The organism is Phormidium yuhuli AB48 (genome assembly GCF_023983615.1).
GTDB lineage: Bacteria > Cyanobacteriota > Cyanobacteriia > Cyanobacteriales > Geitlerinemataceae > Sodalinema > Sodalinema yuhuli.
The window spans coordinates 1,574,178-1,588,871 of sequence record NZ_CP098611.1; the positions used below are offsets into that span (position 1 = coordinate 1,574,178).

Below are 14,694 nucleotides of genomic sequence, written 5' to 3' on the forward strand. Positions count from 1 at the left end.
GTCTTGTTATCCGGCTTTCTCCATTCTATCAGATTCTAGTTGATTGACACTTCAACTTATCCCGATGTGGCCCTTGGCAGTCGTAAAAACAAAAGAATCCCCTAGTTTTCAAAACCTTGACCTAGAATGGTAGGTTGTCCTTAACCCTCTCAAGATACTCCTAAATGGATATTTTTCTGACCCTGGCTATCTTGGTATTGGCATTAGTCGGCTTTGTAAGCGAACTCTTACCGCCGGATATTATCGCCTTATCCGTGACTGTTTTACTGATGCTTTGTGGCTTGGTGACACCTGAGGAAGGAATGTCTGGCTTCAGTAACTCGGCAACGGTCACCGTAATGGCGATGTTTATTCTCAGTGCTGGCATCGCCAAAACGGGGGTCATCCAAATTATTCGTGATTTCTTGGTGCGATGGGGCGGCAAAAGTTCCCATCGTCAAATTTTTACCTTAGGGGTTCTAGTTGGGCCCATTTCCGCCTTCATCAATAATACGGCTGTTCTGGCTATTTTTCTACCCATTGTTGAAGATTGGTGTCGCAAACAAAAGCGATCGCCCTCTAAACTCCTGATTCCCCTCTCCTATATTTCCATCTTGGGTGGAATGATGACCTTAGTGGGCACGTCAACCAATATTCTAGCGAGTGGACTATCGGAGCAGTTGGGCTATCGAACCTTTACCATTTTCGAATTCTCTAAAGCCAGTATCTGCATCTTTTTATTTGGTCTAGCCTATTTAACGATTTGCGCTCCTTATTTACTCCCAAGTCGCAAAACGAACAATGACTCATTCGCCCAAAATTATGGGTTAAAAGATTATGTGAGTGAGCTGGTCATCACCCCTCAGTCAAGTCTTGTGGGTGAAACCTTGAATAATAGTGGCATTCAGCGTAAGTTTGATTTGGATGTGTTAGAGCTTCTGCGAGATAAGGTTAGATTCGCTCAACCTTTAGCAGATAAGATTCTTCAGGCGGGAGATATCTTAGTGGTGCGCAGTGGTCGAGAGGATTTATTGAAGATTCGGGAGGAACGAGGTCTAGAGTTATTTGCAGATGTGAAATTCAACCAAAATTCCTTAGAATCTGTTTTGATTTCAGAAGAAGAGAAAATTGGCGAAGTTTTGATTTTATCCAACTCTCGTTTAATCGGTACGACTCTGAAAGAAATCCGGTTTCGTCAACGGTATAATGCCACGGTCTTGGCTGTGCGTCGAGGCTCTGAGTTGGTCAAAGGTCCTCTAGGACGAGTCCCCTTGCGCTTTGGAGATTTGTTATTGATACAAGGGCCAAAACAGAGTTTTATTGGTTTGCAAACGACCCGAGAGCTATTGGTCTTAGAACAGCGAGATGTGGAGATGTTACGGGAAGATAAAGCTTGGATTTCTGTGATTATCGGCTTAAGTGTTATTGCTCTGTCTGCCTTTGATATCATGCCAATTGTCGTCAGTGCTTGGGCTGGAGTCATTGCCTTAGTTCTGACAAAATGCTTGCGTCCTGGAGAAATTTATGGAGCAATTCGCTGGGATATTATTTTCCTCTTGGCAGGGTTAATTCCCTTCGGCATTGCTATGCGTAACTCAGGAACAACGACCTGGATTGCGGAAAATCTGGTCTCCATTGGGGGAGACCTTCCGGGGTATTGGGTGCTGGTTTTCTTCTTTGTAATTACCTCGATATTTACAGAGATTATCTCCAATAATGCGGCTGTCGTCTTGATGCTTCCTATCGCCGTTGAAGTCGCCCAAACCTTAGAACTTAATCCTTTTGCGGCTATGTTCGCTGTCACCTTTGCTGCCTCCAATAGTTACTTGAGTCCCATTGGCTATCAGACTAATACCATGGTTTATGGGCCAGGAGGCTATAAATTCACGGATTTTGCTCGAATTGGTGCGCCCTTGACCTTAAGTTTGATGGTGTTGGCACCTTGGCTGATTATGATGTTCTATGGATTGTAGAAGTCTACGGAGGCAATCTCCTTAACTGCCGGCCCACCTTTCCCTAAACATGGTATTTTGAATGGGTTTCCTCCCTAAACAGCCGTGGAGTGCCGGGAGTAGGAGACCCAGAACAACCGTAAAACAGATAACCGAAAATGACTCAACAACGTGGTGTTACCGTTTGGTTTACCGGACTCAGTGGGGCCGGTAAAACGACCATTAGTCAAGCCGTGGCGGAAAAGCTGCGATCGCTCGATTGCAAGTTAGAAATCCTAGATGGGGATATTGTCCGCCAAAATCTCACCAAGGGTCTGGGATTCAGCAAAGAGGACCGAGATGAAAACATCCGTCGGATTGGCTTTGTTTCTCATTTGCTGACCCGCAATGGCGTGATTGTCTTAGTTTCGGCAATTTCCCCCTACCGAGCGGTACGGGAAGAAGTCAAGGCTCGTATTGGGGATTTTGTAGAAGTTTTTGTCAACGCACCCCTAGCGGTCTGTGAAGACCGAGATGTGAAGGGTCTTTATAAAAAGGCTCGTAGTGGAGAAATTGCTAATTTCACCGGTATTAGCGACCCCTACGAACCCCCCACAGACCCAACCCTTGAATGTCGCACTGACTTGGAATCCCATGAGGAAAGTGTGAATAAAGTCCTCGATACCCTCAAAGAGATGGGATATCTCAGCATTTAAACGGCGTTGGGGTTCCGTTGCAGCAGCGAGGGGGAAGAATCTCTACCGCTGCTGTTTTCGGGATGAGGGTAACGATTGAGAATCACTCTCTTCATCCAGGAGGGAATCGAGATCGCCATCTGGGGTGTTACGAGTGGGGAAGGCTTCATCAACAAGGGGAGTATCTAAATCGAGATCCTCGCTTGAGAGGGTATCAGATAGGGAAATTGGGGAAAGTTGGGTGTCTAGGGGAGGGGAGTTATCCCGCCGCTGCACCTGGATTTGATGTAATCGTGGTCCGTCAGTGGCCACTACTTCTAAATGGAGACCATCAAAGCCGAAGCCTTCGCCAATTTGGGGGATTTTCTGCATTTGATAAATGAGAAAGCCTCCCAGGGTTTGGTACTCGTCGATGACGGGAAGCTTTAAATCCAGCAGTTCATTGACTTCTTCGAGATCCATTTGTGCTTGGACGATGAAGGTACGCTCATCCACCATTTGTACGGCTAACTCTTCCGTTCCTTCACTTTCGAGACTTTCGCCGACAATTTCAGCAATGATGTCTTGCATGGTGATGAGGCCGGCGGTTCCGCCAAAGTCATCCACCACCATCACCATGGGTTGACCGCACCGTTGTAGCAGGGGAAGTAGTTCGCCGAGGAGGGTGCATTCGGGAACAAAGCGAGCGGGACGAACCCAGGGTTGAATGGGGGTATCGAGGGACATTTGACCCCGCGCGAGGGGTTCGGCCAGTTCTTTGAGATGGACGATTCCTCGGATGTCGTCGAGGGATTCGCCAATGATAGGATAGCGGGAATGACCGGAACGGGCCACTTCTTCTAGGAAGCTGCTAAAGGTTGCATCACTAGGAAGGGCCGCGATTTGGGTGCGAGGAACCATCACTTCTTCGGCGGAGACATCGCCAAATTCAAAGACGTTACTCAAGAGTTCTCGTTCTTCGGCTTCTAGGCCTGTGGATTCTCCTTCCAGGGCGATGATACGTTGTAGTTCTTCTGGGGTGACGCGGTTATAGAAGCGGCGGTCGACATCACGAATCCCCACCAGTCGTAATAACAGGCGGGTGGATTGATTGAGAATGCAGAGGAAGGGGTTAAAGAAGCGGGCGATCGCCAAACTGGGGGGCCCCAAGAGTTGGGCCAGTTGTTCGGCGTAGAGGAGGGCCAGGGATTTGGGACAGAGTTCCCCGAGGACGATTTGTAGGTACGCCACCAGGAGAAAGGCCAGGGGGATGGAGAGGCTATGGGTGACGACGGTGGCGACGGGAGGGGAGAGGGGGAGTGCGGTTAGCAGGAGAGCGACGAGGGAGGCCATCGTCTTCTCGCCGATCCAGCCGAGGGCTAAACTGGAGAGAGTAATCCCCAGTTGGGTGGTGGAGAGGAGGAGATCGATATCTTGTTGCAGGATTTGCACGCTGCGGGCCGGGAGATCCCCCGCATCCACCAGTTGATTGATGCGCGATCGCCGCACGGAGACCATGGAAAACTCGGCGGTGACGAAAAAGGCGTTAATTGCAATCAAACCTAGAACAGACAATAGGCTGAAGACAATATCTTGTAGGGTTTTGGCTTCGAGTCCGAGGGGGAGTGCGGCTAAAGGGGCATCCATCAGGAGGACAAGACTGAAACTTAATAAACTGATCACCCCCAGACGAGAGCATCTGGAACGGTGGTGGGGTTTGGATATTCGGGGTTTGACGCGATCGCTCACAAGTCGGAAGAGCAGTCGGGGACTCGTACCTCTAGGTTGTGACAAAGTGGGGTTCTGGAGGGTTCTAGGCGCTATGGGGGGTCACCTCAGGTTGGTGACTTTGAATTTGAGCTTCAACCTCTTCCAAGATATCTTCTTCTCTGAGGAAGCGGGGATGGTTCGTATTGGAGTCGTTCTCGGAGCGGTTGCTGAGGTTACTTCCCGGTCGAAATTCCGGCTGTGTCACCCCTTTTAGGGCTTCCCGTCCCAGGGAAAAGCCCCACATGGCACTGAAGACCCCGGCTCCCATCATCATCAGGAGTAGGGTGATGGTTAAGAAGACTGTCCAGTTAAATTTCATAGTTGTGAATCCGGTTGAGATCTAAGGATATAGGGTAGGCTGAGCGCCCCGACTGGATGAGTCCGCTGTCAGCCTAAGTCAGGTTTGCCCCCATTCTATCGTTGGAGACACTTCCAGGCCGGAGGCTGACCCGGAATTTTACCATCTCCCTAGCTGAAATGTTGGCGATCGCGCTAGAATTAAGTCGAGGGTCGCGATGATAGGCGAGTCTCCAGTCAGTTGTTTGGGCGGTTGGCCGAGCGGTTTAGGCAGCGAACTCATAATTCGCCTCAGGCGGGTTCAACTCCTGCACCGCCCATTCTGATAAATCGCCATTAGTCGAGGAAGAACTCGCTCCCCCGAATGGGGGTGATGTCTCCATCCCGGTTCATCGTCTCGACGGACGTATTGAAGGGGTTCGTGAGATCGGGAGTCCGAATGAAGGGGTCATTGGTCAGTTGTTGACGCATCACATCCCGATGGAGGATGTTCACCAACCGTGCATCTCGCGCAATGTTATTTTCGGGGAAGTTGAAGAGTAGGGAGTCGATTTCATGGGTGAGACTACGATTGCGGAAGAAGTCGCGGCTATGCTCGAAAAAGGCTCCTTCAAAGGCTTCTGGAATCGTCAAGGTCCGCAGTCGCCGGGTTTCTAGGCCAGGGACTGTGACTTCTGACTCGGAAATTTGGGCCGCCGCTGGGGGTGCTGTAGCCATCAGCGCCGCGATCGCAGCTCCTAAAACTGGGGTTAGACGTAATGAACGGTTCATAGACTTCTCCTCAACATCTGCCCTCTAGTCTAACCCATGGATTCCTCCCCTTGTGCATCGAGTTTTGTTAGGGACTTAGGGGCGATCGCCATCCTCCCGACTTCGCGATCTTCCCCACTGATATCGGTCTTCACCATCAGTAAAACCACTGAAATGTTATCCCACTCCCTCTTCCTTAAATTCTCTACATTCCCCGGACTAGAAAGGACGATTATTTAGATTTATTGCAACGTCAGCTCATTTAACCGTATCTGAAAGCACGATTTCAGAAAACAGGTTATGGTAGAGTTAAAGCGAAGCACGAATCCAGAGACGTTAACCCAAAATGTCCTGTTAGGCAGTTGACATCCTGGTATGGGCTTATAGGACATAAGCAATGCCACCCTAGCCCGCAAGAGAACTAGGGAAAGTTTCTGAAACAGATTGGAACCACAGGAGGTTATGATGAATCGAGCCGATTTTTTAACAACCAAACGTCCTTACCACGGAACCGTTCCACCCGACCATCCTGAAGTTTTGCTGTTTGATGCAAATTTACAAGAATTTGCCCAAAAGGTCGGCTATATTAGTTGTTTAGAAACCAGTGGTAAATTGCCTCCTGATTTGGCATTTAAAGAAATAGAAGCTTTGTGGACAAAATTGCAAAAAACAAAAAATGCAATGGGATTGTAACCCGATAGCAAGAGCTAGATAGGGGGATGTATCTCATACTATTTTACGCAAGTTTCGGGGGCGATTAACGTTAATCATCCCCCTTTGGGTCTAAAAATCAGCGATCTAGATCATTTAAGAAATGGTCAACGGTTTCCAGATATCCTGGGTCATCCGCAACATCAGGAGAGATTCGATTCTCTGCGATCGCCGCGCGGATGAGGTCTTCGGCTGTAATCTGACCACTGCGATAATCACCTGCAAGTTGATTAAACTGAGGAATTCCCTGGTCTCGTAAATAGCCATTACGAGCTAATTGCACTAAATTAAAGGCAGACGTGTTATGGTTTACGGCTTCTGCTGACGGAATGCCAGCAACAGCCATCAAAACAGAACTAGAAATGATAAGACAGGTTGTTTTTAAATTAAACATGACGAAACAAGGTTTTTTATAGTCCTACTTTCCAGTATATAAACTGAATATAAAAAAATCATGAGACCCCCGTCAGTATCACCCGGTCGCGAAAATTGTTCGTCCCTACACTCATGCCCCGAGAGCAATCGAAACGAGATGTTACCATGACACCGTTTTCTCAAGCTGGACGGGGGAGCTGGCGTCCTGAGAAGGGGGAAGTTTTGGGACTAATCCCCGGCCAAACTGGGCATATAACGCCGGTAACACCAATAGAGTTAAGGCCGTGGAGGTAAATAAGCCTCCCAAGACAACGATCGCCAACGGTTGTAGAATCTCCTGTCCCGGGCCCACCCCAAGGGCCAGCGGTAACATCCCCAAGGCTGACGTAAATGCCGTCATGAGAATCGCCGTTAACCGCTCAGTCGATCCCAGAAAAATGACTCGGTGTAGGGGCAATCCTAGTGCCAATTTGCGGTTATAGTTATCCACCAACAACAGGCCATTACGAGTCGCGACCCCAAACAGAGTAATAAAGCCAACTAAGGACGCCACCGAAAGAATCCCACCCCCCAGGGCCACCGAAAGAATCCCACCCACCAGGGCCAAGGGTAGATTTAAGAGAATCATCACCGTCGCCGGGAGCGATCGCACCGTCACATACATCAATAGCGCAATTACCGCGATCGCCAAGCCCCCAAACAACAGCAAATTCTCCCGGGCCGCTTGTTCCGACTCAAACTGTCCCCCATATTGAATAAAATAGCCCGGCGGAAAACTCACCTCAGCGGCAATCCTGTCTTGCATCTCCTCAATCACCGTCCCTAAATCCCGTCCCGCCACATTCGCCGACAGCACAATTAAACGGGAGACATCCTCACGACGAATCGAATTCGGACCGCTTCTATACTCCACCTGAGCCAATTGTGCCAAGGGAATCCGTTCCCCATTGGGAGTATCAATCCGTAAATCCTGAATCTGCTCAAGGCTGTTACGGGCCTCAGGCGGAAGCCAAACCAGAACATCAAGAAGTTGTTGCTCCTCTAACACCTGGGACACCACCCGTCCATTGAGGGCGGTTTCCACCGTTTGCGAGAGACTGGCGATGGTGACACCGTAACGAGCCGCCGTCGAGCGATTAAACTCAATATGCACCTGACGGATAGGCACTTGCGGGGCTAACTGTAAATCCACCACCCCCTCAATCGAGGCCATCTGCGATCGCACCTCCGTTCCCAGGCGACGTAACTCCGCCAAATCGGGACCAAAAATCTTCACGGCGATCGCACTGCGAACCCCCGACAACACCTCATCCATCCGGTGAGAAATAAACCCCCCCACATTCACCGCCACCCCAGGAACCCGATCCAACTCCTGGCGTAAGGCGGCCAGAGTCTCTTCCCGATTCTCCATCCCCGCCGTACTCAACTCAAGATCCAACTCGGCAAAATTAGACCCCACAATATGGGGATCTCCCGGACTGCGGCCCGATCGCATCTGAATCGTCTCAAAACGGGGGTCTTGCTTGAGAGCCGTTTGGATCGCAAACCCCGTGCGATCCGTCGCCGCCAGAGAACTTCCCGGAAACAAATCCAGAGACAACACCAGCGATCGCTCCTGAAACTCCGGCAAAAACACCCGTCCCAAACCCGGCAAAATCACCAACACCGCCACCAACGCCGCCCCAGCCCCCAAAAGAATCCAGGCGGGGTGATTGAGCACCATCAACAGCAGCGGACGATAAAGCCGTTGACTGCTGCGGGCCATCCAAGTCTCATCATCCGGTAAGGGACAATTGGCCAGTAAGAGGGCACAGAGGGCCGGAGAGAGGGTTAACGCCACCAAACTCGACGCAAAAATCGCCAACAAATAGGCAATTCCCATGGGCGCAAAAATCCGTCCCTCCACCCCCGTCAAGGAAAAAATCGGTGCAAAAATTACCGCAATAATCACCGTCGAAAACAAAACACTGGTGCGGACCTCCACCGACGTTTCATAGACCACCCGTAACGGCGTTTTGGGATTCTCCAACTGTTGATTACGTCGTAAGCCGCGATAACAGTTCTCCATATCCACAATCGAATCATCCACCACCGAGCCGATGGCCACCGCTAATCCCCCTAAGGTCATCGTATTGACCGTCAAACCCAAGCCATTGAGCAGCATTAAACAGAGCAACAGAGACAGGGGAATCGCACTGAGGGTAATCAGGGCCGTGCGCCAGTTCATCAAGAACAGCAGCAAAATCACAGAGACAATAATGATTCCATCTCGGAGCGATCGGCTGACATTGGCAATTGAGGCTTCAATAAAATCCCCCTGGCGGAAAGTACGGTGAATGCTCACATCCTCAGGCAAACTGGGGCGAATTTCCTCCATCGCCGCCTCCACGGCCTGCGTCACCTCTAACGTATCTGTCAGAGGTTGCTTGTTAATCAACAGCACCAAGGCCGGTTCCCCATTAAAACCGCCATTGCCCCGCTTGAGAGCCGGTCCAAGCTCAACTTGGGCCACATCCCCCACCCGGACTGGACGACCCTGGCGGCTAGTAATCACCGCCTCCCGTAAATCCTCCAAGTCCTGAATCTGTCCCATACCCCGGATGAGGTACTCCTGATCTTGATCAATTAAGAAGCCTCCTGGGGCGTTCTGATTGGCAGCCGCCACCGCATCACTCACCGACTGTAAACTCACCCCGAAAGCGGTCAGTTTCTCAGGGTCTACCCAAACCTGATATTGGGGTTGATCCCCGCCGAAGAGGATAATTTGGGTCACACCGGGAACTGCCAGCAATCGGGGTTTGACTTGGCGGTCTACATATTGCCATAACTCCATCAAGGAGGTTTCCTCGGCCGTCATGGCATATTGCAAAATAATGCCCAGGGGGGAGCTGAGGGGTGAGAGGTGGGGCATTTCACTGCCCCCGGGGAGCTGGTCTTGGACTTGTTGAAGTCGCTCGGTAATCAGTTGTCGGGCTTGATAGACATCAGTATCCCAGGAGAAAATTACCTGCACCGCCGAGGTTCCGGCAATGGAGGTTGAGCGTACCGTGGTGACCCCGGCAATTCCATTCATGGCTCGTTCGATGGGAAGGGTGATCAGGGCTTCCACATCTTCCGGGGCTAATCCTGGGGCCTCTGTTTGGATTTCGACTTGTGGGGGGGCAAAGTCCGGGAAGACATCAAGGGGCATCTGGCGCAGGTTGTAACTGCCCACGAGACTGAACAAGACCGCTAGGATGACAATGATGACCCGATGGGCGATCGACCAGTGGAGAATGCGATTGAGCATGGTTTAGTTCCTTCCCACGGTTTCTCGGGATTCTGAGTCTTCCTGGGGTTGCTCTAGGACATCCTCTAAGGTGATTGGGGTTGAGGAGACATCCCGGCGGGATTGTCGTCCCAGGGCAAAGGCCGCAACCACTAGGGTTCCTGCCCCCACCAGGAACCAGGTCGAAGACCCTAAGCCGTCCTCGGAGGAGGCTTCTGATTCATGGTCATGGTCGTGGTCATGGTCATGGTCGTGGTCGTGGTCTGGAGCCGGGTCTCCACCTCGCAAGGATTGGGCATAGAGTTGTAGAGCGCCCTGCACAACCACCTGATCTCCGTCCGCTAAACCGCTCTCGATCGCCACAAGATTCCCGGCCGTTTCTCCAGTGATGACCTCCACGGGTTCAAAGTGATCGCCATGTTGCACAAAGACAATATCTTGCTCATTGGCCTCCACGATCGCCGTGCTGGGAACGGTCAGTCGGGCCTCGGAGGTGCGTTCGGTTAGAATCTCCAACTGGGCAAACTGTCCCGGTTTGAGGGAATCACTGTGATCGACGAGTTCAGCGGTGACGGGGAGGGTGCGGTTCTCTGAATTCAGACTTGAGCCAATGATGGTCACCCAGCCTTGAAACACCTGTTCTGGCTGACTCGCGACGGTGACCCGCACCCCTTGTCCTTCAGAGACGTTCGGGATATCTCGTTCGTGAACATCAGCCCTCACCAACAGGCGTTCTCCATCGATAATCTCCACCAGAGGGGTCACCGCCTCTTCCACGGTTTGCCCCTGACTGACATGACGCCGGGAAATCCGCCCAGAAATGGGAGCCGTGACGGTGACCCGTCCTTGGTCATCGGCGGGACTATTGAGTTGTTCGAGGCGACTGTCATAGGCGCGGCTGCTGAGGTTGAGTTGGGATTGAGCGGCTTCCACAGCCGTTTGGGCCTGATCGAGATCGGCTTGGGATTGTAAGAGGTCCTGACGACTCTCGGCCCGACTCAGTTTATGACGTGCTTCAGCGGCCTCGGCTTGGGATTGTAGGACCTGTTGTCGGGGAATTGCCCCGGCGTCGGCCAGTTCGCGATCGCGCTCATAGCGTTCTTGGGTTAATTGCACCTGTCGTTGAGCGGCCTCAATTTCCGTTTGGCTAATCCGCTGCTGTCGCTCATAGTTGCGCTCTCGCAAGGTGAGGTTGGCTCGGGCCTGGCGCAGTTCCCCATCCCGCTGGATTTGTTCCTGTTGCGATCGCACCCGCAAATCAATCAACTCCGGGGCTTTCACCACGGCTAACGCTTGTCCTGGAGCCACCCAATCCCCCGGCTGCACCAATAGTTCCACTAAGGCCCCATTCACCGGGGCATTGACAGAAACGTTGCGGTTCGGTTCGGCTTCAATCTCGGCGGTGGTCTTAATTCCCAGTTCCAGAACCTGCCGCCGCGCCGGTTCGATAACTAACCCCAGTCGCTGTTGCGTTTCTGCATCCACCTCAACGCCATGACCCGGAACGATAGTCGCGGGTGAGTCGAGTTCAAACTCAGCCCCATGGTCATGGCCAGGGTGAGCCAAGACCTGGGCCGGCAAAGCCAGAACCAGAGACGCGAAAAAGCTGGACAAACAGCGTTGCATAGGGACGGGAGAGTGAGCAGGCATAATGCGATATTGAGGCAGACCGCCGAGACAAAATTGCTTCAGAACCTCATCCTGAGAGCTTAGCAGGACTAAATAAAATTGCCATGAAATTTGCCATTTTCTATCAGCAAATTCTGGGGCGATCGCCCCATTCACGCTCACTAATCGGATTTCTTGTTCACAACCACTTGAGTCATCTGGGGTTGACGTTTGATACCATTCAAGTATTTATAATAAGCGGGACTGGGTAGTGGCTCTATGGTCCCTATTTTGGGTGTATTGTCTCCCTCAATCCCAGGCTTTGCCACAGATAGCTAGGAGAACGACTGATGATACGACGTAATACTTTGTTTTGGGGAATAGCGGTAGCAGGTCTATTACCCTTAGGGGGCCTACTCGGGGGCTGCGCCGAGGAACCCCAAGACACGGCCACCGGTGATCCCAATGCCGTGACAGAAGACCCTGAGGGCATGATGAATGGTCATGAAGGGATGATGGAAGACCATGACGGGATGATGCATGGATGTATCGTGGATGACCACGAGTGCATGATGGAGGCCCACGGGGACATGATGCACGACATGGATCTTGGGCCGGCCGATGCGACCTATGATTTACGTTTCATTGATGCCATGATTGTGCATCATGAAGGGGCAATTGTGATGGCTGAAGCCGCCCTAGAAAACTCCGAACGCGACGAAATTATCCAGTTGGCGACGGAGATTATTTCCGAACAGGAGCGGGAAATTGCCCAGATGCAGGAATGGCGAGAAGTGTGGTATCCTGACGCTCCCGAAGAACCGGTGATGTACCATGAGGAGATGGGTCACGACATGGCTATGAGTGAGGAGATGGCGGCAGCCATGCGCATGGATATGGATCTCGGACCAGCGGATGAGGAGTTTGACTTGCGTTTTATCAATGCCATGATTCTCCACCATGAGGCGGCTGTGGAGATGGCTGAGGACTTGAAAGAAAAGAGCGATCGCACGGAAATGCAAGACCTCGCCGACGACATCATCACGGCCCAGCAGGCTGAAATTGACCAAATGGAAGCGTGGCGAGAGGAGTGGTACGACCTCTAGGGAGAACAGGTCCTAACGGTCGTTGGGGCGAACGGGTCTTCTGAATCTAGGGTGGGATTTCTTGCATGGGATACAAAATTGTGGGGGCGAAAAATTTTTCGCCCCTACAACTCTAAATTTTTCGCCCCTACAACTCTAAATCGTTATGCGAATTCTTTTAGTAGAAGATGAACCCGATCTCGGAGCAATTCTCGAACGAATGTTAGTTCGGGAAAACTATGTCGTGGATTGGCTACAAGATGGGGACAGCGCCTGGGACTGTCTACAAGAAGGCTGGACCCATTACGCCGTGGCCATCTTAGATTGGCTTCTACCCGGGTTGTCAGGACTCGAACTTTGTCAACGCTTACGTCAGGCTAACAACAGTCTGCCGGTGTTGATGTTGACGGCTAAAGACCAGGTTGCTGATAAGGTTGCAGGACTCAATGCTGGGGCAGATGATTATCTCGTCAAACCCTTTAGTAATGCCGAGTTGTTAGCACGAGTGCGGGCCCTGCAACGGCGATCGCAACCCCTACAACCGCAGCAACTCACCCTGGGCCCCCTCACCCTAGACTATGGCAACTTCAGCGTCACCCGTCACGATAGCCAAAACCCCTCTCAGGCCATTGCCTTGACAGCGAAAGAGTTTCAGCTTTTAGAATATCTGATGCAGCATCCCAATCAAATCCTCAGCCGCGATCAGATTATGAATCAAGTCTGGTCCATGCAGGCCAACCCCACCAGTAACGTGGTTCCGGCACAAATGCGCTTGCTACGACGCAAACTGGGGCAGTCTCACAGTCAAGGGATTATTGAAACCGTACATGGTATTGGCTATCGTTTACAGGTTCCTCAATGAATCGCCATCGCGCTTTTGTCCTCACCCAGCAACGTCTGGCGGCATTGTACACCCTGATTATGGGGGTGATTCTGAGTCTCTGTGGTCTGGGCTTCTATACTGCCCTAGCACAAGACCATTGGTTATCCCTCAATCGTAAATTAGAAAGCTTGGCAGGAACCCTCCATGATGGGATTGAACCCACGTTAAGAGAGCCGGGTCTTCTTGAACCGGTCATTGAGGATTTTCTCCCCGGATTAGTCTGTGTGGGAGACCTGGATTGTCCTGAGTCCTCCTCCTTGGGGGAACGGCATCTGGCAGGGGTCGTGCAACAGGAGGACTACTATATTCGTTTGGTAGACCCCTCCGGTCAAACGCTGGCCCAAGTGGGACAACCCCCAGAGGAGTTGGGGCCACAGGGTCAAGTCGAGCCTTGGACCACCCTGGTGACACCGGAAGGAAACTCCTATCGCCAAGTTTCGGTATTCCTGAAAACCCAGTCTCAGGCTCCCTGGGGCTATATTCAGGTGGGACAATCTCTCAATGAGTATGACGCTCGTTTGAGGCGTTTGGCTTGGACGTTACTGATTGGCCTACCCCTGGGATTACTGGGGGTAGCGGCGGCGAGTTGGTGGCTGGCCGGGGTAGCCATGAGACCCGTGTATGAGTCCTATCGTCAGGTGCAGCAGTTTACCGCCGATGCCGCCCATGAATTGCGTACCCCCTTAGCGGCGATCGCCTCCACCGTCGAGTTTAGCCTCGGAGAACCTCATCTCTCCCAGCCAGAGATGGAACATACCTTAGGGGTGATTGAGCGGCAAACCAGTCGTTTGGGGAATTTAGTGCGGGACTTGTTATTGTTGTCTCGCATTGATTTACAGGTTGAGCAAGTTCCCCAGACCCGTTGTGACGTCAACCTACTGGTGGATGAAGTCTTAGAAGAATTTGCCGCCTTAGCCATTGCCAGCCAGGTTCAGTTAAAGCGTCAAGGACCCGAAGACTCTCTTTGGGTTTGGGGCGACGAGGAACAGTTATATGGTCTGCTTGCCAATCTCGTTGCCAATGCCATTCAATACACCCCAGAGGCAGGAACCGTGACCACGCGGTTGCAACAGCATGACGGTTTCATCCAGATTCAAGTTGAAGATACCGGAATCGGGATTCCCCCAGACCAACAGCAACGCATTTTTGATCGCTTCTACCGAGTACAGGGCGATCGCTCTCGCCACAGCGGCGGTTCCGGCCTAGGATTAGCCATTGCCCAAGCGATCGCCTCAACTTGCAAAGGAACCCTAACCGTCAAAAGTCAGGTCGGCCAAGGCAGTTGCTTCACCGTCCAACTCCCAGAACAACCCAAACCCTAACCCCCCCTCTTGCCTCTTGCCTCTTGCCTCTTGCCTTCTTC

The 14,694-nt window shown here is 51.8% G+C and carries 13 protein-coding genes and 1 tRNA gene; 7 read left to right on the forward strand and 7 right to left on the reverse strand.

The genetic code is table 11. The annotated features are described in order from the left end of the window. The first annotated feature begins 164 nt into the window (after positions 1-164). Both NEA10_RS06750 and cysC read left to right on the forward strand, forming a co-directional pair. Positions 165-1,952: an SLC13 family permease gene (locus tag NEA10_RS06750; protein WP_252664569.1), complete on the forward strand. Its 1,788-nt coding sequence runs from the start codon at positions 165-167 to the stop codon at positions 1,950-1,952. A 137-nt stretch (positions 1,953-2,089) separates the two neighbouring features. Beyond that, entirely contained in the window at positions 2,090-2,626 is a 537-nt protein-coding gene (gene cysC, locus NEA10_RS06755; protein WP_252664570.1) for an adenylyl-sulfate kinase, read from the forward strand. 42 nt (positions 2,627-2,668) lie between these two features. Here cysC and NEA10_RS06760 read toward each other — a convergent pair whose 3' ends face one another. The 3 genes from NEA10_RS06760 to NEA10_RS20820 form a co-directional block, all read right to left on the reverse strand. Beyond that, positions 2,669-4,231 (reverse strand): hemolysin family protein, encoded by a 1,563-nt coding sequence (locus tag NEA10_RS06760; RefSeq protein WP_252664571.1) that lies wholly within the window; start codon positions 4,229-4,231, stop codon positions 2,669-2,671. 166 nt (positions 4,232-4,397) lie between these two features. Next, a complete protein-coding gene (locus NEA10_RS06765; RefSeq protein WP_252664572.1) occupies positions 4,398-4,673 on the reverse strand; it encodes a hypothetical protein in 276 nt (91 codons plus the stop codon). A 138-nt stretch (positions 4,674-4,811) separates the two neighbouring features. Beyond that, entirely contained in the window at positions 4,812-4,934 is a 123-nt protein-coding gene (locus NEA10_RS20820; RefSeq protein WP_258719053.1) for a hypothetical protein, read from the reverse strand. On the opposite strand from NEA10_RS20820, the gene NEA10_RS06770 reads away from it, so the two are divergent. After that, a tRNA-Ile gene (locus NEA10_RS06770) sits at positions 4,899-4,971 on the forward strand. The genes NEA10_RS20820 and NEA10_RS06770 overlap by 36 nt on opposite strands. Before the next feature lie 16 nt (positions 4,972-4,987). On the opposite strand, the gene NEA10_RS06775 is transcribed toward NEA10_RS06770, so the two are convergent. Further along, positions 4,988-5,422: a hypothetical protein gene (locus tag NEA10_RS06775; protein ID WP_252664573.1), complete on the reverse strand. Its 435-nt coding sequence runs from the start codon at positions 5,420-5,422 to the stop codon at positions 4,988-4,990. Between the two features lie 441 nt (positions 5,423-5,863). On the opposite strand from NEA10_RS06775, the gene NEA10_RS06780 reads away from it, so the two are divergent. After that, on the forward strand, positions 5,864-6,094 hold the full coding sequence (locus tag NEA10_RS06780; protein ID WP_252664574.1) for a DUF7219 family protein: 231 nt from the start codon (positions 5,864-5,866) through the stop codon (positions 6,092-6,094). 97 nt (positions 6,095-6,191) lie between these two features. Here NEA10_RS06780 and NEA10_RS06785 read toward each other — a convergent pair whose 3' ends face one another. The 3 genes from NEA10_RS06785 to NEA10_RS06795 all read right to left on the reverse strand — a co-directional run bounded on the left by NEA10_RS06785 (position 6,192) and on the right by NEA10_RS06795 (position 11,546). Next, positions 6,192-6,458, reverse strand: a complete 267-nt coding sequence (locus NEA10_RS06785) for a hypothetical protein (RefSeq protein WP_252664575.1) — start codon at positions 6,456-6,458, stop codon at positions 6,192-6,194. A 189-nt stretch (positions 6,459-6,647) separates the two neighbouring features. Further along, positions 6,648-9,776, reverse strand: coding sequence for an efflux RND transporter permease subunit (locus NEA10_RS06790; protein WP_252664576.1), 3,129 nt, complete (start codon positions 9,774-9,776; stop codon positions 6,648-6,650). Positions 9,777-9,779: 3 nt separating this feature from the next. After that, positions 9,780-11,546 carry an efflux RND transporter periplasmic adaptor subunit gene (locus NEA10_RS06795; protein ID WP_252664577.1) on the reverse strand — a complete coding sequence of 589 codons (1,767 nt, stop codon included), beginning with the start codon at positions 11,544-11,546 and terminating at the stop codon, positions 9,780-9,782. A 167-nt stretch (positions 11,547-11,713) separates the two neighbouring features. Here NEA10_RS06795 and NEA10_RS06800 point away from each other — a divergent pair, with 167 nt between their 5' ends. The 3 genes from NEA10_RS06800 (at position 11,714) to rppB (ending at position 14,653) form a co-directional block, all read left to right on the forward strand. After that, positions 11,714-12,469 (forward strand): DUF305 domain-containing protein, encoded by a 756-nt coding sequence (locus NEA10_RS06800; protein WP_252664578.1) that lies wholly within the window; start codon positions 11,714-11,716, stop codon positions 12,467-12,469. Positions 12,470-12,614: 145 nt separating this feature from the next. Further along, entirely contained in the window at positions 12,615-13,310 is a 696-nt protein-coding gene (gene rppA, locus NEA10_RS06805; RefSeq protein ID WP_252664579.1) for a two-component system response regulator RppA, read from the forward strand. Next, positions 13,307-14,653 carry a two-component system sensor histidine kinase RppB gene (gene rppB, locus NEA10_RS06810; protein WP_252664580.1) on the forward strand — a complete coding sequence of 449 codons (1,347 nt, stop codon included), beginning with the start codon at positions 13,307-13,309 and terminating at the stop codon, positions 14,651-14,653. The genes rppA and rppB overlap by 4 nt, the downstream gene beginning before the upstream one ends. Positions 14,654-14,694 lie beyond the last annotated feature (41 nt).